At 55.3% G+C, this 25,231-nt stretch carries 24 protein-coding genes and 2 pseudogenes; 5 read left to right on the top strand and 21 right to left on the bottom strand.

Going from position 1 to position 25,231, the window contains the following annotated elements:
• Positions 1 to 338: 338 nt before the first annotated feature.
• The 5 genes from MKleb_RS29155 to MKleb_RS29135 all read left to right on the top strand — a co-directional run bounded on the left by MKleb_RS29155 (position 339) and on the right by MKleb_RS29135 (position 5,753).
• Positions 339 to 833: a MarR family winged helix-turn-helix transcriptional regulator gene (locus tag MKleb_RS29155; RefSeq protein WP_217077161.1), complete on the top strand. Its 495-nt coding sequence runs from the start codon at positions 339 to 341 to the stop codon at positions 831 to 833.
• On the top strand, positions 830 to 1,600 hold the full coding sequence (locus tag MKleb_RS29150; protein ID WP_217077159.1) for a DNA alkylation repair protein: 771 nt from the start codon (positions 830 to 832) through the stop codon (positions 1,598 to 1,600). Before MKleb_RS29155 ends, MKleb_RS29150 begins: the two co-directional genes overlap by 4 nt.
• A gap of 12 nt (positions 1,601 to 1,612) precedes the next feature.
• Positions 1,613 to 1,951: a DUF6616 family protein gene (locus MKleb_RS29145; RefSeq protein WP_217077158.1), complete on the top strand. Its 339-nt coding sequence runs from the start codon at positions 1,613 to 1,615 to the stop codon at positions 1,949 to 1,951.
• Between the two features lie 158 nt (positions 1,952 to 2,109).
• Complete coding sequence (locus tag MKleb_RS29140) at positions 2,110 to 2,733, top strand: recombinase family protein (RefSeq protein WP_118284045.1); 624 nt, start codon at positions 2,110 to 2,112, stop codon at positions 2,731 to 2,733.
• A gap of 29 nt (positions 2,734 to 2,762) precedes the next feature.
• Complete coding sequence (locus tag MKleb_RS29135; protein WP_217077157.1) at positions 2,763 to 5,753, top strand: Tn3 family transposase; 2,991 nt, start codon at positions 2,763 to 2,765, stop codon at positions 5,751 to 5,753.
• Between the two features lie 68 nt (positions 5,754 to 5,821).
• Here the strand turns inward: MKleb_RS29135 and MKleb_RS29130 are convergent, their stop codons facing one another.
• From MKleb_RS29130 to MKleb_RS29025, 21 genes and pseudogenes are all read right to left on the bottom strand, one after another.
• The gene (locus tag MKleb_RS29130; RefSeq protein WP_217077156.1) at positions 5,822 to 5,998 is read right to left on the bottom strand and encodes a hypothetical protein; all 177 of its coding nucleotides are present in this window, start codon (positions 5,996 to 5,998) and stop codon (positions 5,822 to 5,824) included.
• 937 nt (positions 5,999 to 6,935) lie between these two features.
• The gene (repA, locus tag MKleb_RS29125) at positions 6,936 to 7,793 is read right to left on the bottom strand and encodes an incFII family plasmid replication initiator RepA (protein WP_217077155.1); all 858 of its coding nucleotides are present in this window, start codon (positions 7,791 to 7,793) and stop codon (positions 6,936 to 6,938) included.
• A 296-nt stretch (positions 7,794 to 8,089) separates the two neighbouring features.
• Positions 8,090 to 8,344: a replication regulatory protein RepA gene (repA, locus tag MKleb_RS29120; protein WP_217077154.1), complete on the bottom strand. Its 255-nt coding sequence runs from the start codon at positions 8,342 to 8,344 to the stop codon at positions 8,090 to 8,092.
• Positions 8,345 to 8,576: 232 nt separating this feature from the next.
• Positions 8,577 to 9,206 carry a PIN domain-containing protein gene (locus tag MKleb_RS29115; protein WP_217077153.1) on the bottom strand — a complete coding sequence of 210 codons (630 nt, stop codon included), beginning with the start codon at positions 9,204 to 9,206 and terminating at the stop codon, positions 8,577 to 8,579.
• Positions 9,203 to 9,592: a hypothetical protein gene (locus MKleb_RS29110; RefSeq protein ID WP_217077152.1), complete on the bottom strand. Its 390-nt coding sequence runs from the start codon at positions 9,590 to 9,592 to the stop codon at positions 9,203 to 9,205. Before MKleb_RS29110 ends, MKleb_RS29115 begins: the two co-directional genes overlap by 4 nt.
• Positions 9,593 to 9,907: 315 nt before the next feature.
• Positions 9,908 to 10,211 (bottom strand): annotated as a pseudogene (locus tag MKleb_RS29105) (hypothetical protein).
• Complete coding sequence (locus tag MKleb_RS29100; protein ID WP_217077151.1) at positions 10,208 to 10,900, bottom strand: hypothetical protein; 693 nt, start codon at positions 10,898 to 10,900, stop codon at positions 10,208 to 10,210. The pseudogene MKleb_RS29105 and the gene MKleb_RS29100 overlap by 4 nt, the downstream one beginning before the upstream one ends.
• A 141-nt stretch (positions 10,901 to 11,041) precedes the next feature.
• Complete coding sequence (locus tag MKleb_RS29095; protein WP_217077150.1) at positions 11,042 to 11,626, bottom strand: DUF2726 domain-containing protein; 585 nt, start codon at positions 11,624 to 11,626, stop codon at positions 11,042 to 11,044.
• Between the two features lie 344 nt (positions 11,627 to 11,970).
• Positions 11,971 to 17,139 carry a conjugative transfer relaxase/helicase TraI gene (traI, locus tag MKleb_RS29090; RefSeq protein WP_217077149.1) on the bottom strand — a complete coding sequence of 1,723 codons (5,169 nt, stop codon included), beginning with the start codon at positions 17,137 to 17,139 and terminating at the stop codon, positions 11,971 to 11,973.
• A gap of 3 nt (positions 17,140 to 17,142) precedes the next feature.
• The gene (gene traD, locus MKleb_RS29085) at positions 17,143 to 19,398 is read right to left on the bottom strand and encodes a type IV conjugative transfer system coupling protein TraD (protein WP_217077130.1); all 2,256 of its coding nucleotides are present in this window, start codon (positions 19,396 to 19,398) and stop codon (positions 17,143 to 17,145) included.
• The gene (locus MKleb_RS29080; protein ID WP_217077129.1) at positions 19,395 to 19,850 is read right to left on the bottom strand and encodes a lytic transglycosylase domain-containing protein; all 456 of its coding nucleotides are present in this window, start codon (positions 19,848 to 19,850) and stop codon (positions 19,395 to 19,397) included. The genes traD and MKleb_RS29080 overlap by 4 nt, the downstream gene beginning before the upstream one ends.
• A 214-nt stretch (positions 19,851 to 20,064) precedes the next feature.
• The gene (locus MKleb_RS29075) at positions 20,065 to 20,337 is read right to left on the bottom strand and encodes a hypothetical protein (RefSeq protein ID WP_217077148.1); all 273 of its coding nucleotides are present in this window, start codon (positions 20,335 to 20,337) and stop codon (positions 20,065 to 20,067) included.
• Positions 20,338 to 20,397: 60 nt separating this feature from the next.
• Positions 20,398 to 20,706 carry a hypothetical protein gene (locus tag MKleb_RS29070; RefSeq protein ID WP_217077147.1) on the bottom strand — a complete coding sequence of 103 codons (309 nt, stop codon included), beginning with the start codon at positions 20,704 to 20,706 and terminating at the stop codon, positions 20,398 to 20,400.
• Between the two features lie 28 nt (positions 20,707 to 20,734).
• Positions 20,735 to 21,247 (bottom strand): hypothetical protein, encoded by a 513-nt coding sequence (locus MKleb_RS29065; protein WP_217077145.1) that lies wholly within the window; start codon positions 21,245 to 21,247, stop codon positions 20,735 to 20,737.
• The gene (locus tag MKleb_RS29060; protein WP_217077144.1) at positions 21,205 to 21,504 is read right to left on the bottom strand and encodes a hypothetical protein; all 300 of its coding nucleotides are present in this window, start codon (positions 21,502 to 21,504) and stop codon (positions 21,205 to 21,207) included. The genes MKleb_RS29065 and MKleb_RS29060 overlap by 43 nt, the downstream gene beginning before the upstream one ends.
• A gap of 278 nt (positions 21,505 to 21,782) precedes the next feature.
• Positions 21,783 to 23,230 (bottom strand): annotated as a pseudogene (locus MKleb_RS29050) (conjugal transfer protein TraG N-terminal domain-containing protein).
• Between the two features lie 41 nt (positions 23,231 to 23,271).
• The gene (locus MKleb_RS29045; protein ID WP_217077141.1) at positions 23,272 to 24,105 is read right to left on the bottom strand and encodes a conjugal transfer protein TraH; all 834 of its coding nucleotides are present in this window, start codon (positions 24,103 to 24,105) and stop codon (positions 23,272 to 23,274) included.
• Positions 24,059 to 24,460: a conjugal transfer protein TraH gene (locus MKleb_RS30180; protein WP_217077140.1), complete on the bottom strand. Its 402-nt coding sequence runs from the start codon at positions 24,458 to 24,460 to the stop codon at positions 24,059 to 24,061. The genes MKleb_RS29045 and MKleb_RS30180 overlap by 47 nt, the downstream gene beginning before the upstream one ends.
• A complete protein-coding gene (locus MKleb_RS29035; protein ID WP_217077139.1) occupies positions 24,406 to 24,651 on the bottom strand; it encodes a hypothetical protein in 246 nt (81 codons plus the stop codon). The genes MKleb_RS30180 and MKleb_RS29035 overlap by 55 nt, the downstream gene beginning before the upstream one ends.
• Complete coding sequence (locus MKleb_RS29030) at positions 24,648 to 24,890, bottom strand: hypothetical protein (RefSeq protein WP_217077137.1); 243 nt, start codon at positions 24,888 to 24,890, stop codon at positions 24,648 to 24,650. Before MKleb_RS29030 ends, MKleb_RS29035 begins: the two co-directional genes overlap by 4 nt.
• Entirely contained in the window at positions 24,884 to 25,231 is a 348-nt protein-coding gene (locus MKleb_RS29025; protein ID WP_217077135.1) for a hypothetical protein, read from the bottom strand. Before MKleb_RS29025 ends, MKleb_RS29030 begins: the two co-directional genes overlap by 7 nt.

Here is a 25,231-nt window from a genome sequence, read left to right as displayed (position 1 = left end):
GGGCTATCTGGGGTTTGAGGAGCAACGGAACAGTAAACGCCGTTAAGCGGTCAATTTAAATGGTTATTAATTTATTAATCAATAAATTATGCCTCTTCATTGAAAGCTCTCAGCTCCCCTTTACTGACGGACTCCAGCACCGTAAAAGAATACCCCCTGCATATTGATATGCCTGCATTGTAACGTTGATAGTTTTCAAAAACTTCATCCTGAACCGAACAACTCGGTCAGCGTGTGTGTCCTTACCGTGCTTTATTCCGTTTTCTTAGGTGACCCTTATTGCCAAATAGGTTGTAATAAGTATATAGTAAGCCGCCATACTATATGGCGACATCACAATGAAGATTGAACAAAAATATCATTCACTCATCCAGGAAGCACAACGCCGAAATCTACCCGATGTAGAAGGTATTCTTTTGTGCTTTAAGACTCTTTCTCTGGCTGCCGGAATTGACAGAAGTTGCGCTGCGTTACTGGCGTTGCACGGTTTATCTGAAGGACGCTTTATCCTTCTTTTCCTGCTTGATGCAGCATCTGATGGAGTGGCTCCCAACACGCTGTCAAAACAAGCAGGTGTTACACGTGCCACCATAACAGGACTGCTGGATGGTCTGGAACGAGACAAATTGATTGAACGGCATCAGGATGTCAGTGACCGACGAGCGTTGTGCGTAAGACTTACACGTAAAGGAAAAAATGTAGCCAGGACGGTGTTTGAGCAGCATAGTCGTTGGATTGCCAGCCTTTACAGCAATCTTTCTGCACGAGAACGTAAACAACTGGTAACGCTGTTAGAGAAAGTATCCGGTAACATTGGAGATTCAGCATCATGACTTCTGTACGTAAAGGTGTAACTCGTGTAGCTGATGTTACTGTGGACATACAACAATCCTTGTCTCGTGGCAAAATACAAAGCGCGACCCTAGCCGAATGCCTGGCTATTAACCAGGCCCAGTTGGTACGTGCGGTCTTTCCCGAGTTGCCGACAGATGCTATGAAAGAAATCGATGCTGCTTGCGAGTCAGGTATTCTCAAACGCATGGACACAATCGGTGCTGTTTTACTGGATGCGTTGGGGTCTGAAGGGATAGAAAAATGCCGGGTGCACAGAGCGGACTCGGTACGTGGCTGGGCTTGCTTTATGATTCGCAATCAACCTGGATTACATCTGTCTGAACGGTTGACTGCCATCCGTTCGTTGGCCGACGATGGTCACTTTGCTGTACGTGAGTGGGCCTGGATGGCTATTCGCCCGCATATAGCAGACCAACTTGATGTGTCTATTGGTTATTTGGTCCAATGGACTGTATCACCTTCCGAATATTTACGTCGCTTCGCCTGTGAAGTCCTGCGCCCACGCGGTGTATGGTGTACGCATATCAGTGCTCTTAAACACGAACCTGAACTTGCAATCTCTATACTTATGCCGCTCCGCGCAGATCCTTCCGTTTATGTGCAGGACTCTGTGTCCAACTGGTTAAACGATGCAGCTAAGGATCAGCCTAATTGGGTTCGTAATGTCTGTTCTCAATGGCTACATACAACCCCCACCGATGCAACCCGTCGCATTTGTCAACGTGCGTTGCGTAACCTTAAATAAAGGAGAAGCCTTATGTCCTGCTATCTTGTTGAACTCTATACGCCCAACGCCGAATGGAAGTCTCTAACTATCGGACTACGCCGGCAGTTTTTGGAAGACATCAACAACTCTATGAGCAGTTTATCCAGTATGGGAGTTGAAATTCTTACGCTTACCGAAATTCAACCAGGTATAGACAGAAGCACAGAACATCGCTTTCTCGGTATTTGGCGTTTTCCTGATGCTCAGACACGCGATGCATTGCTGGCTGGAATTAAGGCCAGTGGATGGTATGAATATTTTGAGCATGTGAACGTGACAGGTACGGATGGTGATTTCGCCCAACACCTTCGAATGTTGGAAAATGCATGAGTGTAATCAGTGGTTGGAAAGCTCTCGAAGGGCGAACGCTATTAAGCAGCCATTTTAAATAGCTAAAAAACAACCAGCCAATTTACATCGCAGATTTGCATTTTTAGCCATATCTTTTACGATAGCCAAATTACCTATACTCATTTTGGCTACCGTAAATGAAAATTGCTCGCATCTATGAAAGAGTCAGTACATCAGAGCAGGATCTGACACGCCAGGCTGACATCGAAAAAACGGCCATTGCCAGTGGTTTTTATATCGCCGGTATTTATCGGGAAAAAGCATCGGGTGCCAGAGCTGACAGACCTGAGCTTCTCCGCATGATCGCCGACCTTCAACCTGGTGATGTAGTGATAGCCGAAAAAATTGACCGTATCAGTCGCCTTCCTCTTCCTGAAGCAGAAAAACTGATTGCTTCTATCAGAGACAAAGGTGCCAGGCTGGCTATTCCAGGCATAGTGGATTTGTCAGAAGTGGTAGCAGAAAATGATGGTGTCTCCCGCATTGTCCTCGAATCTGTTCAGGAGTTGTTGCTGAAACTTGCCCTTCAGACCGCCCGGGATGACTACGAAGTACGACGGGAAAGACAGCGACAGGGGGTTCAGCTCGCCAAAGTTGCAGGCAAGTACGCAGGCAGGAAGGCCGATCTCGTGACCCATGAGCGCATCATTACCCTCCGGCAGTCCGGGTTAACCATTGAGCGCACAGCCACGCTGGCCGGATGCAGCATCAGCCAGGTCAAACGCGTCTGGGCAATCCATCAGTCGCAAAAAAATTCGTGAAATCCCCCCTGAACTAAGGATGGTTTACGATGCCCGTTAATTTTCTTTCCGAAGACCAAAAAGCAGGTTATGGTAACTATCATGGCGAACTGACAAAGGAAACACTGGCGCGTTATTTTCATCTTGATGATTTTGACCGGATGAACATTTCAGAAAAACGGGGAGAGCATAACCGGCTGGGCTATGCCGTATTATTATGTACAGTCCGTTACCTCGGACGTTTCCCAGATTTAACTACAATAATTCCGGTTGCTGCTATTGATTTTCTGGCAGAGCAGCTGCATATTGAGAGTGGTAGTGAACAGGTTAGTATATATAACTCAGGAAAGCAGCGCCGACAGCATATAGATGAAATCACAAAAATATATGGTTACACGGAATTCACCGACACCCGTGTGGCGTTTTCACTGACCCGCTGGTTATATTCTTTATGCTGGACCGGAACAAGTCGTCCGGGTATTCTTTTTGAAAGATGTACAGGATGGCTTTTATCACACAAAGTCTTATTACCCGGATATTCGTTGCTCGAACGTTATATAGCCCGATTACGCAGCAGGGTTGAAAACCGGCTCTGGCAGTCGTTGGCGACCTGTATTGATGACGCTCAGGCACAACGGCTTCTGGAGCTGCTTTCGGTTCCGGCCGGGAGCCGCTATTCGTTACTCGATCAGTTACGTACCGGCCCCACTAAAGTGAATGCCACATCTCTGGTACAGGCCACGGGCCGTCTTCAGACCATACGTAACCTGGGCGTGACATTACCAGCAATTACACCAGTTTCGGATACCCGTATTGCTGCCCTGGCACGTTATGCCTCAACGGCTAAAACAACAGCGCTTCAGCGCTTACCAGAAAAAAGAAAACTGGCTACGCTTGTTGCATTCTCCTGTTGTATGGAGGCGACGGCTCAGGATGATGTACTTGAATTACTTGAAGCACTACTCCGGGATCTGTTCAATGAAGCGGTTCAGGCAGATAAACGGAACCGCCAGCGAACACTTAAAGATCTGGATCGTGCAGCAGAAATACTGGCAAAAGCATGCCGGATGATCCTTGACGAAAAGTTACCCAATACCGATGTTCGTGATAATATCTTCAATATTATCCCCGAAGATGTACTGAAGCATGCAGTCAATAATGTGACATCAATTATTCGTCCGGCTAATAACGTTTATTTCAATGAACTTGATGCGAAATTCAAAACAGTACGGCGATTTTTACCTGATTTACTGTCCGGAATACATTTTGAAGGTAATGCCTCAGCGGAGGCATTAATTAATGCACTTAGCTGGATTGAAGTTAATTTAAAAAAGAAAAAGACAGATAACGATGCACCACGTGAAATAATCAATAAACCGTGGCAGCAACATGTGATGAGAAAAGACGGCAGCATTGATTTTCACGCCTATACGTTTTGCGCACTCAAGGAACTTCAGCTTACACTGAAAAAACGGGATATTTATGTTACCCCCAGTTGGCGTTATGCAGATCCCCGGGCTGGACTTATCGAAGGTAAGGAATGGGAAGCTCTGCGCCCGGTAATCTGCCGCTCTCTGGGATTATCATCAGCACCAGGTGCCACCCTGTCGGCCATCGCAACAGAACTGGATTCAACATATCGTGATGTGCTGGACCGACTACCGGAAAACCCGGCAGTCAGATTTGCGGAGAATGGCGATAAAACGGAGCTGATCCTGAGTCCTCTGGATGCCATTGAAGAAACGCCATCGCTGATCGCATTGCGGCAGCGGGTGGCCGACATGCTGCCACGAGTTGATTTGCCTGAACTGATACTGGAAATCGATGCCCGGACACATTTCACCGGTGCCTTTACCCATTCATCAGAGCAAAGCTCCCGCGTCTCGGACCTGCATATCAGCATCTGCGCCATGCTGATGGCAGAAGCCTGTAACACCGGTCCGGAGCCCTTTATACGTAATGATGTCGCGGCACTGAAGCGTGACCGTCTGACCTGGACAGACAGCAACTACATCAGGGATGAAACGATTCGGGCAGCTAACGCCATTCTGGTCGCAGCACAAAGTGGCGTTCCCCTGGCGAACATCTGGGGTGGTGGTGAGGTGGCGTCAGCCGATGGTATGCGATTTGTTGTTCCTGTGCGCACGGTGCATGCCGGCCCCAACCCAAAATACTTCAAAGAAGGACGAGGGGTTACATGGTACAACCTGATATCTGACCAGTATTCGGGGATAAACGACATCATTGTTCCTGGAACCCTCAGGGATAGCCTGGTCATTCTGGCTGTCGTTCTGGAGCAACAAACGGATCAAATGCCATACCAGATAATGACCGATACTGGTGCATACAGCGATGTTATTTTTGGGCTTTTCCGCCTGCTGGGATATCGTTTTTGTCCAAGGATCGCGGACACGGGGGGAGCCAGATTCTGGCGCACCGACCCTAAAGCAGATTACGGTCCGTTTAACGCGATATCTTCGCATCGCCTTAATTTTGGGAAAAAAACAGAGCCACACTGGGATGATATTCTGCGGCTGATTGCGTCCCTCAAACTTGGACGACTGAACGTCATGTCCATCATGAAAACACTGCAAACGGGCGACAGGCCAACCAGCCTGGCACAGGCAATAGCCGAAATAGGCCGCGCCGATAAAACTATCCATATGCTGACTTACCTCGACGATGAAAACAAACGGCGAAGAACGTTGCAGCAACTCAACCGTGGAGAGGGTCGCCACGCAGTGGCCAGAAATGTCTTTCATGGTAAACGGGGAGAACTGAGACAGGCTTACCGTGAAGGCCAGGAAGATCAGCTTGGATCGTTAGGTCTGGTGCTCAATATTATTGTTCTGTGGAACACGATTTACATAGATGCCGCGATTCAGCAGCTCAGGCATGAAGGTTATCCGGTTCAGGATGAAGATGTTGAAAAACTGTCCCCATTGCAGTGCGGACATATCAATATGCAGGGGCGTTATTCCTTTACGGTGCCGGAATCCGTCAGTAAGGGTGAGCTGAGAGCTTTCAATGAAGAGGCATAATTTATTGATTAATAAATTAATAACCATTTAAATTGACCGCTTAACGGCGTTTACTGTTCCGTTGCTCCTCAAACCCCTATCTGGTCCCGGCTTTTCCGGGCCTTTTTGTTGAGCGGCCTTGCCTCACGTGGAGCAGGCTCTGCCGCCACGGCTTCCGTGCTGATTTGTGCAGGCACGGCATCAGGTTCTGTCACTTTCAGTCGTGATTTTTTAACCACAATCACAGGGGCTTTTTTCTCAGGCATCAACGGCTCCGGGTGCAGGGGAATGACGCCATTATTTTACCATAACTTAATGATTCATATAGTAAAGTAAGGTAATAATTCAGTTTCAGCTATTGTTTTTAAGATGCGCGTCAGCGCATGGGAGGCGCCCTGCGCCGGAGACCCCCGCAGCGTAGCGAGGACGAAAAAAGCATTACGGCTTCAGCCGTAATAACCCCCCACCCTGCAAAGCCCAGCCAACCCATATCAAAACCGCACCAGAGCTTCTGTGCGCTGTCGGAGTGGTCACGACAAGGCGTAGCCGCAGTCGGGGCGTATCTCCGCGTTAGCGGGCCATCAGGGCCGCTTACGGGCGTGTACACCGAAACCCACAGCAACACCTCCCACAGCCACTCAAATCTATAGTTACAACATCCATCATTAAAAGCGACTTCATCCCGGGCTACGCCCGGGGCGGGGGCGCTTTTCAGTGGTGGGTTCTGGCGCTGTTGCGGCCGCTGTGCACGTTTTGGGTTTGCGCTGGTTTGTGATGAAAGGTGTTTTGCGACGGTCTGCGCGAACGGGGCCCGCCGCGTGCGGTGGGAGGCACTTCATGGGTTGTTCCCTGTCCACAGGGCCGGGAACGGACAGGTTTTCCCCTTAGACGAAGATATTTAAGTTCTTTATATGAACTACAGAGCAGGGGTTTAAAGGGAATCACGCAGTTTGTAAGCCTCTCGTCTGGCAGTTACTGAGGCTCTCGGTTTGTGGTTAGTGAGAAACTCCCTTGCAGTTATGAGTGGATAACGGAAATTGACGGCGATGCTGTGTGAAATCTGCGGGTTTTGGTGGGGTGTGGAGGCCGGGATTTTGACGTCAGGGCGTGTGGATGAGCGTTTGAGTGGCTGATTTTTGTGCGGTGATGAGGTTCAGGTGTGGGGCGGCCTCCGGCGTCAGCCGGATAATTCGGGGAATGGGGTTATGTTGTGGCCAGTCGGGTGTAGTGGCCGTTCCGTGACATCAGCATGCGCTCTTTGACGCGTCGTGCCACTTCCCGTTTCAGGGAGTCCAGATTCCACTCCAGCTTCCCTGCGGCCATCTCACGCGTTACCTGCTGCCGGACCAGTGCCTCAATATCTTTCCGGCTGCGGTCCTGGTCACGACGTGCCTGACGGCGTTTCAGGCCGTGCTCGCGGCGCTCCCCGCACCAGGTACGGAAGCGCTCCCTGACGTAGCGCCAGGCTTTTGCTATCAGCTGGTCGGTTTCCAGTGCTTCAAGGCCCTGCTGCTTACGCTGTTTGTTCTCCCACTCCACACGGCTGCGTCGCGCAGCCAGTACAGCGCTCTCGGAAACGTCCAGCGCGTCAAACAGCGTCCGGGTGAAGGTGATGTCAGTCGGCAGGTTGCAGCCGGTCTGTGCGTCATACTCTGTCTGGTACGTGATAAGGCCCAGCTCTGCCATAAAATGCAGCGCCCGGGTCGCCCGGGTGATGGACAGATTGCCGGAGTCCGACTCTGTCGCCAGACCGCACTCGATGGCCAGCGTGGTGATGGAGCACTGGACGCGGTTGGCCAGCGGGTCGTAGTGGAAGCACAAGCCCTGCAGCAGCGCATCGATGGCACGACGACGCAGTACCGGCGGCTTACGCTTACGCTCGCCCAGCGAGCGCGCGAACGCCACGTGTATCGAAAAATCAAAACGGGAGGTGAAGCCTTCGGCCTTCGTCATCAGCTTCTGACAGAACGGCAGCGTCTTCCGGTTTTCACGCGACGTGAACACCGGATGCGGATTTTTTACCTGGCTGTAATGTGGGCTAAATACCTGATTATGCGGCACGCCTTTCTGCGCTTATGTTGCACAGAAGGAGTAAATCGGTAGACAGTATTTGATTTCTGTTTTCCATATTCATATACTCCCCGCATAGAGCAACAGCTTCTATGCAGTATTTGAAGGGCCCACATAATCTACGAAGCCGCCAAGTTTCAACAGATTAGTGGGTTTTTCGCTTTCTGGAGCCAGGTAAATTCACCGGCATCCGTCCCTTGCCACCTTACGGCGTGGCCCGCCCGTTAATTCATTTCACGAACAGCAATCTATCACTCGAACAAAACTTTAGCAACAACGTGAAGTCTTTACAGATCATAACCTAGCGACTTCAACTTTTCCTCAAGAAGTGCTTCTAAAAACTGAGCCTGAGTGATTTTGTTCGCCGTGCAAAAAGAAACCATACAATCCTTCAAGGGGCTCTTCACGAACACCTTAATCTCTTTGTGATTTTCTCTTTTTCTGGCAATCGCCGCTAACTGCCTCTCAGAGTCAGTCATCGGCCGGCCTTTTCTGTAAGCACGTTTTGATGAAGTTGCTGCTGCATTTTCTGCCTGCGACATCTCAGCTTCCCCATGTAATTAATAGATATAATGTCCAGAGGGTACACCAGATTTCAGCCACGGGCTATCGCGTGAAATGTGTTGGCGCACACTTCACCGCTTTTTTGTTCGTGAAAATGAAGGTTCTGCGTTTCAGGTCACTGGCGAAATGACCTTTACTGCTAACGCCGGCGACGTGCAGAACTTGCTTCTGTGCGACGCCGGGGTTGGACAACACCGCTCTGCGGTGGCGTCAGTTTTTGGTGCGGTTGTTTTGCTTGCTGCTGCGGAGCCATGTCACCGTTTTTTCATACACGGATACCACGCCCCGCCTGGTGAGTTCCTCTTTCAGTTGCATGACTGCGGCTTCGTTCCTGCCTTGCCCGCTCTGGGCGCGGAGAAAATTATCCAGTGACTTTTGCGTACCCGGCATCGCCTTTGGTGTGCGATTCATCTGCGACACTATGCGGTCCGCGATTCGGGCTACTTCCGCCATGCTGGCCTCATGAGGCTTCCTGTTCCGTGGCGTTGCTGCTGCGGGCAATATCGGTTTCGTCGCAACCCTTGCGCACTGACGCCCGCTCTCACACAACCGGCTGATTACCCCGTCATAACCTTTGTCGTCAGAAATGACGTGCAGCACAACATCAGGTTTTTCCAGAATACTCAGGCGCCCCAGCTCAAAGACCAGATGGAAGTCCACGTTGTTCTTTGACACGGTGGGCACCTGTACGACCTGCACTGAGATATCCCCCGTCAGCGTGGTGGCCGGGAAGCGGATAAACTCCTGCTTCGGTCCAGTGAAAAGGACCACCTTTTTGTACCGGGCCAGCGGGACGCACTCCAGAGAACCGACGTTCTCGTAATCGACCAGCGCTATCATTTGTCGGAACGCGAGGCGCGGCGGTTTCTGATTCTGAGGAGAAGAAGTCTGGCCCCACCCTCACACCATGCCAAAACATCGTTAAGCGCTGCCATCAGGAAGGTCGCAGCAGAAAATGACAGGAACACTAAGGGCAAAACATAGACTGCGACACTCATCATGTCTTTCACCCTCGTCGCTTCCGGGTTACCCACCCAGGCGTCCAAGTTATTGTCAAACAAAGCCCTTAGTGCAAGCCACAGGAACAAACCCGTCAGAACCGAGATTGCTGACATTTCTGCATACTTCCAGCCTTTTCTGCACTGATGCGTTATTCCCGCTCTTATTTGTTTGGCCTGAATATCCTCTGACTTTTTAATCATTTTGTTGGTTTGTTCTTTATACATAATCGCCTCTTTTTTGATGCTGGATTATTTGATTTCGTGGCATTGCACGGCAGTAATCGCAGAACAGGCTTTCTTAAGCCTCTCCGGGGTTTTTTTGATGTTGTGTGGTCTGGATTTCCGCTTTATTGCCAGGCGTGTTCGGTGCTCACTGCGTTGTGCTCCGCCTCATGCCTGACAAGAAAGCGTTTCCGGTGAAAAATCGAGTGAGTCTGGCAAGTGATTCCAGCAGGCATCCCATTTAAGTACCCGCAAAGAATCTGTCGCATCAGGGTTATTGCATTACGCTGGATGGTTTGTTAGCTGGGTGCATCGCTTTTATTCGCGCTGCCTGAACCAGTAGCACTCAGGCCCGTCCTCGCGTGGATGAACTGAACCCAGAAACCAGCCCTCTCCGGGCGGGGGGAACCAGCTCCCACGTCGACGCATCCGGCGGGCCGTCCTGTCATGCCTCGCAAAAAGCATCAGTCGCCTCGTCACGCATTGTCATGACAAAGCACTCCAGCTTCTGCACGCGCAGCCAGTACATCAGGTGTGCTGTCGTCTGGCAGCAGCTGCGGACTAACGCCGGGTGAGTCCAGTAGCCCTGCCCGTCGCGGTCTTCCTTCACCGGCACTATCATTCGTCGGCCTCCAGGGGGGATACGCTTTGGGCGTTTTCAGTCTCATCCGAGCTCTGCTGTGCACGGGCAAACTCGCGCACCTGCGCCTGATATTCCGGCGCGAAACAAAATAAATCACCTTCCTGTTTCTTGAACATCTCGCATATTCCGAACACACCGCCTGCAACAATGTAAACGATGAAGAGGATATTGCCGGCAGCGTACACCAGGCACGTCGCCGCACCAGTCTGAATATCAGCGACCAGCGCAACCACTTCATCTGGTGAGAACCAGAGCACCAGGCAGACTGCAGGCAGCAACACCGCAGGTGCCCGGACGAAGGCTTTTCTGAGCATGAACCCCACAGCCCGCCACCACATTCGCGTCTGTTTTTTGAACAACACATCGCTCTGCAATATCTGCCAGATGATGTCGGCTTTCTCGTTTACCTTCATACTGACACTGGTATTGCCGCAGCTCACATACGTCCGCACGGCGTCAGGCAGTTGCCGCTTGCGGTCAATATCCCGCGTATACAGCGCCAGTCCGCCCCACATCACGGCTGTGCTGCCGGCGAGCAGGGTCCAGAATTGCCACGCATCGAAGCCCCCCTCTGCAGAAAGATGAAATGAAAACAAAAGCGCAAATGGCAACGTGAATGACAGAATGAGCATGACCTGCGCAACGCGCAGGCGAAAATAACGGAACATGGTGCTTTCCTTTTGATTTGGGTTTTCGGATTGCAGCCACACGACAACCGCGCGGGCAGTTCACATGCCGGCGTCTGGCAGAGCGTGGTTTGATTTATTGCCCGATGACGAACGTCACCGGCACCGCAGTCCGGGCGGTATTCAGTGCGGCTTTTGGGTTGTACTTTCTGTCAGCGTGTTCAGAAAGTCGCTGACCGTTTTCAGGAGCGCCCTGCTGTCCCGGTTTCGCAGCAAAGGCACATTCGCCTGGCGCATCACTTCATTGAGCAGAATATCGCGCTTAACACGGCTCTTTTTCAGGTGCGAGGCGTCATCCAGCTCTATTGCGGCAACTACCGCAAAGGTGTGCCGGTCGACAATCACCACGTCACAGTGCCATTGCGCCGCCATGTTGAATAACCGCCACCACATTTTGGACCGGGGCCGGATATGCGGCGACAGCTCCACGATATCGGCTACGCGCACCTGCGGGCACAGATACCAGCGCTGCATATCCACGTGCCTGAACAGGTCGTGCATGAAATACACCTCCCTGTCGGTCATCAGCGTCCGCTGCGCCCGCCAGTGATGCCCGCTGCCCAGCAGCTTTTCATTCTCTCCGGGGGTAACGCCCGCCGCAGCCAGTTCCCTGACCAGCGCGGAGTCTGGCCCTCTGCCTGTCCGGGTAAAATGCCAGAGGAGGAACAGAAACGCCCCCACCACTAAAACGCACATCAACAACCGCATTTCACCTCCTTTTTGTCAGGTTCATGGATAAATATGAGTACATCGTTAACTTTCTGACCCGGTTCGGTTATCCTGATTAACGAATCAGTCTGACTGATCACCTCCAATAAATACTCATAGAGCTACATCTTTTGCCTGCCTCCATCGACGTGGAGGCATTTTTTTGCTCAGGCGACAATGACCCCCTCCCGCGCTGATTAATCCCTGTTTTGTGGTATAGTAAAGAACTGTCAGCCATCCCTGGAAGACAGTACCTCCTTATAGATTTAATCTCTTTTGAAAGTTACGCCTCAGCGGATTGCTGAGGCTTTTTTTTGCCCGCTGATGCCGCTGCCCGGAATCACTTAATCCTCAAACGATTTGATAATCTCGCGCTCGATGTTGCGCAGTTCAGTGGTGGTGGTTTTTTCAGGTTTTCCGGTGTCCTGCACCGGCGTGTTTTCCCGCTCATCCCGGTTCAGCTTGTCCAGCGCGTCCGCCTTCGTCTGGTCATCCGGCTGAGTGTCTTTCTCCGGCAGCATCTCCTCCGCCCGCTTCATGATGTCCGGCAGTGCATCGACCGGCAGCACCCGGTCCGGTTTCTTCTCGTCCTGAAGCTGCTGCTCTGCGGCCTTAAGGGTCTCCTCTGTCGGTTTACCCGCCTCCGTCAGCGAGGCGGCCAGTTCCGGCAGCTCCGGTATCACCGGCCTGTCTCCGCCCGTCAGCCTGCCGATATTGTGCGGCTCACCGTCCCCGCTGAAGCGCAGCACAACACCGGTGTCCGGGTTTTCTGCCGCCAGTCTGAAGGCATCCGGCAGGGTTTCCGCCATCATCACATCGCCGTTGCTGCTCTGCTGGACCGCCACAAACCGTGCATCCTCTGCCCCGACAATTTCTGGTTTGCCGTGCGCATCCCCGCGCCCGTCCAGCGGCAGCATCAGGATGCCCGTGCGGTGTCCGTGTTCGTTCCACGCCGGAAAGGCCATCGCCGCATCCGGATGCCGCGTCGTCCCCGGCACAAACCGCCCCAGCGTTTTCTCCCCGTCCAGCTCAAGGCTGTTCAGCAGCTGACGTCCGTAAGCCACGCTGTCCGCCGGGCGCGATATCGACAGGATGGCGTCAGCCCGCCGGCTCATCCGGTCATCCTTCTCATGCAGCACATCGTGCGCCGTATCGGCTTCCTGATGTTGCTGCACCGCACTTATCCAGCCCTCGAGGTTGTCGGTGTACACCTGCACATGCTCCTTGTGACGCGACATGGCCACGTAGCCCGCGTCAGGTGACGCCATAACCTTACGTCCGGCCTCAACCCCTTCCAGCGTGATAGCGAACCGCTCACTGGCCCCCTGAGCACCGTAGGCGGTCACCGCGTACCCGAGGTCCAGATGCCGGTCTTCCGGCCGTGAGAGATCCAGCGTTCGTCCCGGGCCACCGTCCAGGCTGGCGAGCTGCACCCGGTCACCGGTTATCTTCTCCACCCGCATCCGTTCGTTGTTCACGTAGCCGCGCTCGGTGTCCGTGCGCGTGAAGCGCATCCGGTCACCTTCGGCAATCTCCATCTCCTTTTCCCGGTAGAACTGCGGCGCCTGCGTGCTGTTGTCGAAAGGCGATATCACCATCTCCTTTCCGTCAGCGTTCTGCAGCGTGGCCACACCCGCTTTGACGTCTGTGCCGGTGATGGTCCAGTAGTCGCGGTTCAGCATCACCAGATTGCCGGTGTTCTCGCTCCAGGCGTTCAGCGTTCGCGCCCGGGAGTCGGTCATCCTGACCGGCTCCAGTACCGTTACCGTGGCCGGGTTCGTGACAGCCTCCTTCGCCAGAAGCAGGTCGTGAATCGCCGCGTTAATGTCCTTCCTGTCCCGGTTCAGGTGCGCAACGACAAGGGTGTTATCCCGCGCATCAGCGGTGCGCCCCGCAAAGTCCCGGGCGATGGCCTCCGTGACGTTAACCGGTTGCCCCGCATCTGCCAGTGCCTGGCGTTCCTCATCGTTCTTCGGCGCAATCTCCGTCACCGAACTGGCAGGAAAATACGCATCCCCGTGCCGGGGCACATAGTCCGGCAACGTTTTCGCCGTCCTCGCCAGCGCAGAGCGCACATCCCCGTCAATCAGGTCATACACCGCCGCCCGCAGTTCCGGCGTCTGGCGCACAATCTCCTTCATAATCGCCACGTCCATTGCCGAGCGCTGCTGCGCCAGGCGGAACGGCTGACCGGTATCAATGGCTTTCAGCTGCGCATCGTCCCCGCTGGTTATCGCCCGGCCACCACCCTGCGCTATCACCCGGTAGGTTTCACTCATCTTCCGGTTGCCGACCATCGAGGCCTCATCCACCAGGAAGAGAGTGTTCCGGTAGTCCGGGGTTTCGCCGCTTCGCACCCGCTCCTGATGCTCAAAGATGAACGAATCCAGCGTCTGCGCCCGGACGCCAACGCTCTGCATCTCCCCCACCGCCCGGTGCGTGGGGGCCAGCCCGATAACGTCCGGTTTCTGCCCCTCCGGCAGCGTGCTGAGCGCACTCAGCACCGCCTTAAACTGCGTGGTCTTCCCCACCCCTGCGTAGCCCTGAATCCCGGTGAAGCGGTCCCGGCTTTCCAGTATCAGGCGCGTGGCGTTCTGCTGCCCGGCCGTCAGCCCGGCCAGCACCGACGCCGGCGTGTTCGCCATCAGAGGCTCCACGGCGTTTTTGCCCTCCGCGATATCCCGCAGGATACTTTTCTCCATCTCGTACATGACGCGGGGGACAACCAGCCCGCCCCGGCCTTCCACGCGTATCAGGTCCCCGGCTTTCATCTGGCGGGTAATCTCTTTCTGCAGCGCCACCGGCGAGACCTGCGGGTTCACCTTCACCGCCGCCGTCAGGATTTCTGCTGACTGAAACGCCACCTTCTGGTTCTGCACGTCGTTCAGCGCGATATGCACCGCCCGCTGCGCGTCCGTCAGGGTCTGGTCCTTCGCCGTCCGGACAGCGTCGCCCGCCTCCCCTTCGCCGGTGACGGCTTTCAGCTGGTCAGAGACCAGACTCACCCCGGTCATTTTTGACAGCCGGGTTTCGGCCCGGTCACGGTCCATCGCCGAGTACAGCGTGATGTTTTGTCCGCTGTTGGCCAGACGGTTCACGGTTTCTTCCCGCAACTCCCGCGTGGTCAGCGCGGCCAGCACCCGGGCATTGTCCTGCACGGAGGCACCGAAGGATTCCACGTACCCGTGCGTGAGCTTCAGCGGCTGTGAGATATCCACCGCCACCGGGCCTCCTGCCCGTCCGGCGTCCACCGCGCCGGCGTGCGACAGCACCAGACGCCCCTTGTCGTCCATCCCCCCGACCGTCACCGTGTCGCCCCCTTTCAGCTGACCCCGCGCCTCCCGCGCCAGCACCCGCAGCGTGTCGCCGGCAGCCACCTCAATCTGCCCCGGGCGGTAGAGGTTCCACTCTGACGTGATATCCCGCATCGCCAGCGCCTGACGGTTGCCGTCCCCGTCCACAATGCGCAGCGTATTTTTCGTCTCACTCACCCGGTCGATGGTGTAGCGCTCCATACGCTTTTCTTCTGCGTTAAAGCGCTCCATCACCATCCCCGCCCGGTACGTGTCCCGGTTCATCCGGTCATGACGGCTCAGGAACACCGGCGTCAGCGTCGGCACCTGATGCGTGGCCCCCGTAAGTAATCCCTGCTCGCGCATCACGTCCCGCACCGTCCCGGTCAGCAGCGCCTGCTCTTTCGCCCCGGTCACCTGCACCCGTACCGATTCCCCCGCCTGACGCGCCGCCACGCTGTCTTCGGCTATCTGGCGGTAACGCTGCGTTTTGTCCGGTTGCGACACCACCTGCACGGCAGGCCGTACCCGGTCAGCAAACGCGTGCCGCGCCACACCTGCGGCTTCCAGTACACCCAGCGCATGACCGTTGCCTTTCCCCATGCCGCTGTCCATAAACACAATCTGCGCCCCCGCCGTTCGCGCCTGCTCAACCAGAAACAGCGTGTCTTTCACCCCCAGCGTTTCCGCCTGCGGCACGATGACCGTGGAATGCGGCGTCAGCCCCATATCACTGCGCAGCGCATCCCGCCCCATCGCGGGCGCGGTCAGCCCGCCGGTATCCTGCAGGTACTGACGAAACTTCGCGGTCGGGGCCACCACCAGGGGGGAGCGGCCCTGTTTTTCACTGAGTGCCGACAGGTGCGCGATACGCCCACTCTGCACCGCCGCGCCGCCCTTGCCTTCCACAATCATCATCGGGGCGCGGGCCGCCGCCACGGTCCGGTAACCCCCTTTTTCTCCGGCTTCAGCCGCCCCTTCGGCCAGCACCTTTCCGCCCGCCATATGCTCCGCCGCCAGCTGCTTCACGCTGAGCTCGTCCAGCACATGAATATGTGAGGTGAACACCCCTTTTTCTTTGTCCATCGGTATCAGTTGCCCGGCATCGATGGCCTGCGCGATACCCGCCCGCAGCAGCGGCAGCATCTCCCGGTCAGGCGGCAGCATTTTGGCCGCCATGCTCATCACCTGTGAGTGGGAGAACTGCACCGACCTGTCCGACAGCGCCGCCACGGTCTGCGTGATAACCGACTGCACGGCCTGCTGGCGTTCGTCTGCAGACAGCCCCTGTTCACCGCCCGTCTTCTGTGCGCCGTCGTTCAGGCGACCATCCTGCGCGGCCTCCACCACCTGCTTCGGGTCAAAAGCATGCCCCTCCAGCGTCTTCCACCATTCGCTCTGCCGGGTTTCCCCGTCCACGAAGGTTTTCTGCTCACGGGTTTTCAGCGCAGCCAGCTGCCGTGAACGGGCGCTGGCGCCCGGCTCCACGGCCCGGTCAATTTCCGCCGCACGGGAGGAATACAGTTCCACCACGTCGCGGGGAACTTCCGCGATTTCAAACAGGCCATTTTTTCCGGTGTTCACCGTGCTGTAGCCCAGTGCCTCGATTTTGGGCCGCAGGATTTCCCGCTGCATCTGCCCCCAGGCCACCTGCAGGTCATACACCTGTTCACGGATGCCGTTGCGGTGGTGAATATCGCTGCCCAGCGCCCGCCATTTTTCACCGTCATGCGTGGCGTTCAGCAGCAGGGCGTGGGTGTGCAGGTGCATCTCGCCGTTCCGGTTGATGTCGTGGGTGAACAGCGCCATCACCGCGCTGTTGGTTTCCTTCAGGCTGACCTCACCGTTTTCCGTCACCCGGCAGTTGACGCTTTTCTCCAGCTGTGTGAGCGTTTCGGTGACCGACTCCTTAAACGCCTCAACCAGACGTTTGTCCCCGCCCATCAGGCCGAGGATGGAGAGGCTTTTGGGCGCACCAAACGTCAGGTCAATCCCCGGTCGGTTGCTCTCCACCCCGTCCACCTGCCGCGTGATGCGCGAGCCGTCCGGCAGATGGCCCCGCAGCACCGCATCCAGCACGGGCAGTGAGACATCCCCGCGCAGTCCGAGCTGCTCCGCGCCGTTCCCGAACCATTTCCCCTGGTCGTCATGAATGACTTCGTAGTTTTCCGCGCCACCGTAATACCCGGCGTCGCCGTTAATCGTGCTTAACGACATCATGGTTTACATCTCCGGTTCGTGCCCGCTGACCGGGATAAAGTCGCGCTCCTCCCGGGACATGGCCGCCTGAGCGGTCGACTGCGCGTACTGCTCATAATCAGCCAGCGCATCCTGTGCCTCCTGTACCGGTGACGTTGTCACCGGCCCCCGCGTGATGGGGATTGTTTTCTCACGCCCGCCGCCCGTGGCAGCGGCTGTGCCTGCTGGTTTACTTTTCTTTTCTGCCGATGAGGCATCACCCTCCGCTGGCCGCGACGCAGTACCGCGGGCAACGTTAAGGTCGATCCCCGGGGGCACCGCCTTGCGCGACACCACCACCCCGGTGTCCCTGTCGATCACCTCGCCCGGGGGCGTCGTTGCCGGTGCCGCCCCGCGGCTGTCTGCGGCAGGCGTCACCGGCGCGGGGGCCGGTTTCTGCGGCGGGACAGCCACCGGTGCGGCCTCAAACAGCGCCTGCACGGCTTTGCGCTCCTCGCTTTCCACGGCAACCAGCTGCATCTCGATTTCCGGGTCCAGCGACGTCCTGATGTCCCGCTCAATCAGCGCGTCAGCCACCACCGGGCGTTTACGGAACTTCAGTTTCAGCTTCGTCACCGGATAATCCCCCGGTAGCGTGACGAAGCATTCCAGGTCATTCAGCATCTGGATGTCGGAGTAGCTTTTGATCAGCACGCGCTCCTCGTCCTTGCCGTAGCTGATCCCGTCCCTGACCTGCTCACTCCCGAACGAGGTCTGCTCGCTGAACCGGCGGCGGATGGTTTCCCCGAGGTCGGTGGCCACATGCTTCGCCACGTCCGCACTGGGACTGCGGAAAAAGAATTTGGTGTTCAACAGGTCATAAATGGCACGGGCAAAATCCTTGCCATAGGCTTCTTCCATCTGCGCATAGTTCTGAAAGCCCAGCACAAAGCAGCCGCCGAATTTGCGGCCCTCCGCGAGGACGCGGGGCAGACTCGGCAGCTTGTGCAGTGACGGAATCTCGTCATAGAGGAACCAGATACGGCGAAGGCGGTTCGGCTCCAGCGACAGCAGGTTGGTGGCGGCCATCCCCAGCCACATGGAAATCAGCGGCTTCAGTGATTCGTGATAACGCTCATTTGAGGTAATGAAAAGCCACGCGGGGCGTGGCTTGTCGGCGTTTTCCTGCATCCATTCCCGGATGGTGAACCGGGGCCTGTCGGGGCCTTCCGTTCCCTGCAGATAGCGCATTGCCTTGACGTAGTTGGTCAGCACGCTTCGGATGGAGATCGCCGTTTTTTCGATGCTGCCGTCGACCAGCGTGGCGGCAGGCGTGCCTTCCAGAAAGGCCCGCAGCTTGTCGAGCCCCACGCTCAGCATGGTGCGCAGAAATTTGTTGTAGTTGCGTTCCGGGTCGTCACGCATACGCTCCGCGCCTTCGGCAAAGATGGTGCGGGCAGACCCCTGCCAGAACGGGTCGGCGGCGTTTCCCATCGGGATCAGCGTTTCGGTCATGGACTCGAAGTCGGGCAGATTGAGGCACTCGCCCCACATGTCCCAGTTCGGGCAGCGCCTGTCCAGCGGATTGAGAATGACGTCGCCCCGAGACGGGTCGTAAAACTTCTCCACTACCGTGCAGCCTTTGTCGTAGATGATCGCCGGCTGCTTCCTGCGGGCGATATGGTCCAGCTGCTTTTCCAGCAGGGTACTTTTCCCGGTACCGACCGTGCCGTGCAGGGCGAAGTTCTGGATCTCCGCATCCTTCTTCATCGGCAGGCCGTCAATGACCATGTCGGAGGCTTCATCGCGGCGGCGCAGCATTTTCGCCACCACCCGGACGGGTTCAAACGTCCGGCCACCCAGCACCTCGTCCCCGCTCTGCCCCCGTCCGAGCCTGCCGAGACAGAAGAAGATGAGAGCATACGCCGTCCCCATGACCACGGAGGTGATGAGCAGGCAGTTCAGTATCTCGTCGCGCAGCTTTATCCCGCACCAGACGGCGTAGGGATCGGTGAGCATCTTGTCCCAGGTGAACGTGTAGGCATGGCCCTGATACCAGAGTTCAAAAACGGGCGGGCTGCGCATGATTTGGGTAAAGGAGACCAGCGACCGCGCCCACCAGTATTGCACCCCATTATGAAATATTTCGGTATTCATGCGGAAATAGATCACGGCCACGCTGACCACCAACCAGAGAATAACCAGGTAATAGAACATGGCGTTATTCACCTGCATGAACATGCGAAAGCGGAGCAGCGCTAATTGTCCGCCACGGGTAATGTCATCAGTTTTTAACGTCACAACTGCGCTCCTAATTCTCTCATCCGTTTTTTAATTTCCCCGGCATACCATAATCGGCGGGCGCGGGAACCTGGTTTAAATCCGGCGTTATAGCTGCCAATGCACTCCCATGTATAACCACAGGTGGCGAGATGCTTCGATAATATCCAGGCACCAATTTGCACGTTCAGGCAGGGTTTGAATAAATCTTCCTGACCACTAATAATGCCGCGTTTAATTAAATCCGGGGTATGGCGACTATTAATCTGCATGAGACCATAGTCCGTACCGAGATCTCCTTTATTGACGTTTGTGGCTTTGGGATTAAAGCCGGATTCGTGTTTAGAAATAGCCATAACCAGTACGACCGGAAGATGGTACTTACTGGCGGCCTCCCGATAGCAGAAGGCATGTGCAGAGCTGCAAACGCCTGCCGCCATCAGCAAAAGCAGGGCGTTGAGCAGGGTTTTCATTGGTGACTCGCAGAAGAAAACCGCCCGGAGTGGGCGGTTCTGGTTATTAACAGTTTAAAGCTGTAATTACTTTACTATCTTATTCATCTATATCACGTAACAAACTATGAAGGCTAACAATGCGGCAACACTGAACCCCATGGCATTAGATATGAATATCGTTATCAATAAACCTGATTCAAAAAAACCATCAGGCGAAAACTGGAGAAAAGAATTATACACAACAAACAAAACCAGAATGGATACCACAATCACCAATACACCAAACATTGGGCTTTACTTCTATATCTCTAATTTTCTTAGCCCCGCAAGCCTCCATCATTCCGCCAAGCCTTGAATAGAAAAACAAAGGCATGAACGCAATAATCTGAGGCGCTAACAGTGACATTAACAATACACCAAGACCACTAACACCACTTAACAAGTGGTAAGCAAACGCAAAGAAAAGGAAGAAAACATTCACAATGTACATATCTTTAATTTTCATACGCCCCCCCACACACATTTAAGAACATTATGGAATAAATGCATTCTCAAATAAATGTTTTTATTCTTTCTTCTTAATATGTAGTGCATCAAGAACGTCATCCACTTTATCTCCTACAGGATCTTTTATTTCTCTAGCTCGTTGTGAGTGTTCCCACTGAACGCTCATTTTTTGTTTAGAAATATCTTCCTTGATATCACTTGCTGTACTTTCGATCCCCTTTTTCCCAGAATCTATATTATCAGCCGCCCCCTCAACAGTTGATTGGCTTTCCCTTTGCTGTCTCATCACCCGTGTACGGAAATCATCTCCCTCTTTTTCCAGCGCCGACCTCTCATCTTCATAGCGTTTCTGGTTATCTGACTTCACTGGAGCCCCTTCAGGTCGTGCGCTGCCATCATTTCTGCGTCCGAGACACATCACCACTGGCTGCGTTGTGTGCTGGTTTTGCTGTTCCCGTTCTCGCAGCTGCTCCCGACGAATCAGCCTGTGCGGTGTTAGCGTCCAGCACATCGACGCCAAAGCCCGTTTTGCCCCCCGACGCCGCAGTCTGATGATGCTGCTCAATACGCCCTTTCACGCGCTCAGCCACAAAGGCATTCGCATACTCCGCCACCTGTTCGCGGTTTTCTGCAGAGTCTGTGTTGGTCAGCAACTGACGGGCTTCTGCCGGGTTTTTCTCCTGCATCCACGCCACAAACTCCTGATTCAGATTGCTGGTGACGGTTGCGCTCTCGCTGTCACTCATGCTGGCCATCCGGCTGAGTTCTTTCGTCCGGGACTTCGACCGGCTGTAATCGCTGTAATGATTGTCCGTTTCCTGTATCGAGTTCTGCACCTGTTTCAGGTCGTCACGACCATCGGATTCTATACTTCCTGCAGTAGAGTCAATGGACGCGCTTCGAACCATATTGAGTCCTTCGTTGAAAGAACGAGCCAAACGAGCATCGCGGTTTTCCCGACTACTACTATCACTATTTCTCCTTTTGAGACAGTGTCGTCTTCACCTGAGTAAATTCTCCCACCTGTTGAGACGCCATTGCCGAGGATTTTTGCACTCACCGAGGCGTCTGCAAAGCCTTCATGCCCCATTTTCTCCAGGGTGTTATAGGCTTCCGTTTCCGAAACACCTTTCGATTTAGCATATGAACGCACCGCATCCATCACCTGCTGCGCCCCTGCGTGGCCTGGCTGCTCATGCCGCTGCGGCTGTCGGTGCCCATACTGAAATTGTCACCGTGACGCTTCGCAAACGACTTCATACGCTGGAAGGTGTCAGACGAATCATGCCGCCAGCCCTCAAGGCTGGACTGCGTTTCCGCTTCACTGTGACGCAGCTGCTGCTGCGCCCGTTGACTGCATCATCTTCCCGAAGTTGATGTGTGAGGCCAGATTCGACATGCCCCCGGCGGTATTGACCACCATGCCGCCACCGGCGGTCTGCATCACCGTGGTCCCGTTCGCCAGCTGCTCCGTGTTCTGCCCGGAAGCATGACTGCGGTTAGTGTCCCACTTGTACCCCTGGACGTTCTGCATCTGCATATTTTCGAAGGCGAAGTTCCCCTCGGCCACACGACCGGCACTCTGTGCTGCCGCCCCGGTATCCGATGCGCAAACACGCTCGCCGCATTCGCCATCAGCCCGCCAATCCCGCTCATCAGCGCCCAGCAAATCACCGGAATGGAGGTCATCATCCACCCGGCTATGCTGCCCGCCATCGCGTGCTGCTGCTGTACCCGTGATACGGTCGACAGCGTGATGGCTGCCGGAGAGTCGGCTTTCAGGAACCAGACCATCGCCCCGTTACAGATGGCAAACGCTATCGGCCACAGCTGCAGGCTGGTCAGTGCCAGGACGTAGTATTTCAGCACCCGCATCGACATGGTGTTAATGCAGGCCAGAAAAATAATAAACGGGAACATGCCCACAAGGATGCCAGCATGATGGTGTGCATCAGCGGCAGGTACTGTGTGGCAATCTGCGCCCCGGTCGAGTTCTGTATCATCTGGCGCTGGGTCGCCATGTCCGCCGACAGCGTGACCATCCCGGCCACCGCGTTGTTTGCCGAGCCGTAGGCCAGCAGGCCGCTGCGGATACCGTTCATCGTGACGTTCTGGCGCATGATTTCGCTCGCCGTGCTGCCCGCTTTGATGAAGTAGTTGTAGCTGTCACCCAGCATCTGCCCGAACAGCGGGGCCGCGTCACTGCGGTGCGGGAACATCTTCCGCGCATAATACGAGAAGGTGGTTCCGTTGGTGCTCACCTCATTATTCAGCAGCGTCTTCAGCTTTCCGGCTGCGGCACGACAGGTGTGGAACGTCCCGTCGATAAAGATGCCGCGCAGCGGACTCGGATTCTCAAATATCATCCCGTAAGGGTCGGCGCTGTTCATCAGGTCCTGCAGGGAGTATTTGTGCACCAGGTTGATATCCGGTATCACGCAACTGCGGACGTAGTCGTTGAACATCGCCACGGCGGTCGGGTTCAGCATCTCAAAGCCGGTGCTGTTCGACACGATTTTCGAGCCAAACATCAGCCCGGTTTTTGAGAACTGCATCGCGTCCGCAGGCTGGGCCACCACCACCTCATAGCCCCGCGCCAGCGCGTAGCCGATACTGGTCAGCATGCCCACCGGCAGGACGATACCCAGCGGCACGTTGTCGACCTTGTGCACCGCCGACACGTTGCTGACGTCAATCACCTGCACGTTGCGCTTCACCCCGACCAGCAGGGTGGGCACGAACAGGAAGATGAGGAAAAAGTTAAACAGCATTCGCAGGTCGCGCTTCTGCGTCCAGATATAGATTGAAACCAGAACCGACAGCATCAGCCCCCAGCGCACCAGGGTGCGGAACGTGTCGCTGTTGCAGTAGGCGGCGACGCCGTTGAGCATCTGCACCATCCAGCCCCCGGCACTGTATACGTAGATTTCTGTCACTGGCCCCCCTCAAAACGGTAGTTAGACTGGTAGGTACTGAGCATCCGGCTGGATAACTGCTGGCGCATGTAGGACATGTCGGTCATCACGCTCTGCAGGGTGCTCTGCTGTATCTGGATGTCGTTCTGCAGCTGCGTCAGCCGCGTGTACGCGATACTGATGTTGTCGTTAATCACGCTCATCGCCTCTTTGTTCAGTGGTTTCCCGTTAATCGCCCCGCGCGTTTCGTCGATGATTTCCCGCATGTACTTAATCAGCATGTCGTGGGCGATATAGGTGCTCATGCGCATTGCCACGCTCTCGTTCATGCCCAGCGACAGCGGGTCCATGATGTAGCTCAAAATCGGAATACTGGTTGAGTTGATAAAGGCTTTTTCCTTTTCCGACAGCCCCTCTTTGTCGCTTTTGGCTTTCGCGGATATGCCCGATATCAGGCTGGCCACGCGGCGGTTCAGGCCGTTTTCGGCCCGGATGGAGACGGTCTTCACGGTCATCTTCAGGCATTCACTGGTATCTGAGCAGCGGTATATCTCCGCATCCCCGCCGTCCATAATCGCCTTCACCAGTTTCGTGTCCCCGGCCCGTGACGGGACGGTAATGGGGTGCGACTGCGCGTCAAATATCACCGTGCCGGTCAGCGTGATGGCCATCTCCTTGAGTTCACGGTCGCCTTTAAACAGGGCGTTACGCTCCAGCATGTCCCACACCACGTTCTTGCTGGTCAGAATGAGGTCCTTGTACTCCGGTTTGTCTTTCACCTTGCTCTCGGCTTTGCTGGCCTGATTACCGACGCCGCATCCCTGTCTGGCTGCTGCCCAGTCCGTGAACATATTGCCCGGTGCCGATGGTTTTGCACAGGTCGTCTTTGTTCTCCTGGGTGGCAGGCCACAGCCCGCCAACAATACCCCTCGCCGCCTGACAGCTGCTCATGTTCATGCTGTTGACGTCGCTCGCCAGCTGCTGCAGATAGTCCTTTGCTGACGCCAGCATCGGCGTCACCGTTTTCAGGCCGAGGTCAAAGAACAGCCCCGGCGCGGCGCTGATGATGTTTTTGGCAAACGCCACAAACTCATCCTTGCTGATAAATGAGAACGAGCCGAGGAAGGCATCTATCCCGCCACAACCGGCATTCAGGCTGGGCAGCGTGATGGACGCCAGCTGGATGGTTTTGTTGGCGCTGCGCACGTAAATACCGCCCCCGGTGACATACGTTGCGCCTGCCCCTGCCACGCCTGGGGCGAAGTGACGTTGTTGCCCGCCGCCCCCATGCTGTTAAAGAAGCCGCCCAGCTCGCTGTTTAAGTCCGCCTGCGCGGGCGGTATCGTGGCGCAGACGATGGCGGCCGCACTGAGCGCCGTCAGCGTAAGTTTTTTCATGATGACTTTCTCCTGAACAGACTGCGCCAGAGCAGCGAAACCGGATTGAGCACCACCCAGATACCGAGCCCGATAAAGGAGGCCATCAGATACAGCCAGCGGATGGTGTAATCGGCGTCGTGCTGCCATACCCGGTCATTTCGGCACATCGTGACAGCGGGGCCGGTAAGCCTCCGCCAGTGCTTTAGCTTCATCAGCGGGCAGTGCAGTAGGGGTTCGCAGACCGTGGCGTTCACCATCCCGGCAGGTGCGCCATCGACAAGTTCGTGTGCCGCCTGCAGAAAAGCCCGGAAAGCGAGGCGTTAAACGACAGGCCGACAAAACAAATAAACAGCGCCAGAGCAGGCGCGGTCACCAGAGAGAAACTCGTCGCTTCCGGGTTACCCACCCAGGCGTCCAAGTTATTGTCAAACAAAGCCCTTAGTGCAAGCCACAGGAACAAACCCGTCAGAACCGAGATTGCTGACATTTCTGCATACTTCCAGCCTTTTCTGCACTGATGCGTTATTCCCGCTCTTATTTGTTTGGCCTGAATATCCTCTGACTTTTTAATCATTTTGTTGGTTTGTTCTTTATACAT

Source organism: Klebsiella sp. PL-2018 (genome assembly GCF_019048985.1).
Taxonomy (GTDB): Bacteria; Pseudomonadota; Gammaproteobacteria; order Enterobacterales; family Enterobacteriaceae; genus Klebsiella; species Klebsiella michiganensis.
Note: the sequence above shows the minus strand (reverse complement) of the source record. Positions and strands in the feature narration are given on the sequence as shown.

What these genes read in the sequence shown, in the direction of transcription:
- MKleb_RS29155 (WP_217077161.1), top strand. Translation starts at nt 339, where the DNA reads ATGAAGATTGAACAAAAATATCATTCACTCATCCAGGAAGCACAACGC.
- MKleb_RS29150 (WP_217077159.1), top strand. Translation starts at nt 830, where the DNA reads ATGACTTCTGTACGTAAAGGTGTAACTCGTGTAGCTGATGTTACTGTG.
- MKleb_RS29145 (WP_217077158.1), top strand. Translation starts at nt 1,613, where the DNA reads ATGTCCTGCTATCTTGTTGAACTCTATACGCCCAACGCCGAATGGAAG.
- MKleb_RS29140 (WP_118284045.1), top strand. Translation starts at nt 2,110, where the DNA reads ATGAAAATTGCTCGCATCTATGAAAGAGTCAGTACATCAGAGCAGGAT.
- MKleb_RS29135 (WP_217077157.1), top strand. Translation starts at nt 2,763, where the DNA reads ATGCCCGTTAATTTTCTTTCCGAAGACCAAAAAGCAGGTTATGGTAAC.
- MKleb_RS29130 (WP_217077156.1), bottom strand. Translation starts at nt 5,998, where the DNA reads ATGCCTGAGAAAAAAGCCCCTGTGATTGTGGTTAAAAAATCACGACTG.
- repA (WP_217077154.1), bottom strand. Translation starts at nt 8,344, where the DNA reads ATGTCGCAGGCAGAAAATGCAGCAGCAACTTCATCAAAACGTGCTTAC.
- MKleb_RS29115 (WP_217077153.1), bottom strand. Translation starts at nt 9,206, where the DNA reads ATGATAGCGCTGGTCGATTACGAGAACGTCGGTTCTCTGGAGTGCGTC.
- MKleb_RS29110 (WP_217077152.1), bottom strand. Translation starts at nt 9,592, where the DNA reads ATGTATAAAGAACAAACCAACAAAATGATTAAAAAGTCAGAGGATATT.
- MKleb_RS29100 (WP_217077151.1), bottom strand. Translation starts at nt 10,900, where the DNA reads ATGTTCCGTTATTTTCGCCTGCGCGTTGCGCAGGTCATGCTCATTCTG.
- MKleb_RS29095 (WP_217077150.1), bottom strand. Translation starts at nt 11,626, where the DNA reads ATGCGGTTGTTGATGTGCGTTTTAGTGGTGGGGGCGTTTCTGTTCCTC.
- traI (WP_217077149.1), bottom strand. Translation starts at nt 17,139, where the DNA reads ATGATGTCGTTAAGCACGATTAACGGCGACGCCGGGTATTACGGTGGC.
- MKleb_RS29080 (WP_217077129.1), bottom strand. Translation starts at nt 19,850, where the DNA reads ATGAAAACCCTGCTCAACGCCCTGCTTTTGCTGATGGCGGCAGGCGTT.
- MKleb_RS29075 (WP_217077148.1), bottom strand. Translation starts at nt 20,337, where the DNA reads ATGAAAATTAAAGATATGTACATTGTGAATGTTTTCTTCCTTTTCTTT.
- MKleb_RS29065 (WP_217077145.1), bottom strand. Translation starts at nt 21,247, where the DNA reads ATGGTTCGAAGCGCGTCCATTGACTCTACTGCAGGAAGTATAGAATCC.
- MKleb_RS29045 (WP_217077141.1), bottom strand. Translation starts at nt 24,105, where the DNA reads ATGTTCACGGACTGGGCAGCAGCCAGACAGGGATGCGGCGTCGGTAAT.
- MKleb_RS29035 (WP_217077139.1), bottom strand. Translation starts at nt 24,651, where the DNA reads ATGAAAAAACTTACGCTGACGGCGCTCAGTGCGGCCGCCATCGTCTGC.
- MKleb_RS29030 (WP_217077137.1), bottom strand. Translation starts at nt 24,890, where the DNA reads ATGGTGAACGCCACGGTCTGCGAACCCCTACTGCACTGCCCGCTGATG.
- MKleb_RS29025 (WP_217077135.1), bottom strand. Translation starts at nt 25,231, where the DNA reads ATGTATAAAGAACAAACCAACAAAATGATTAAAAAGTCAGAGGATATT.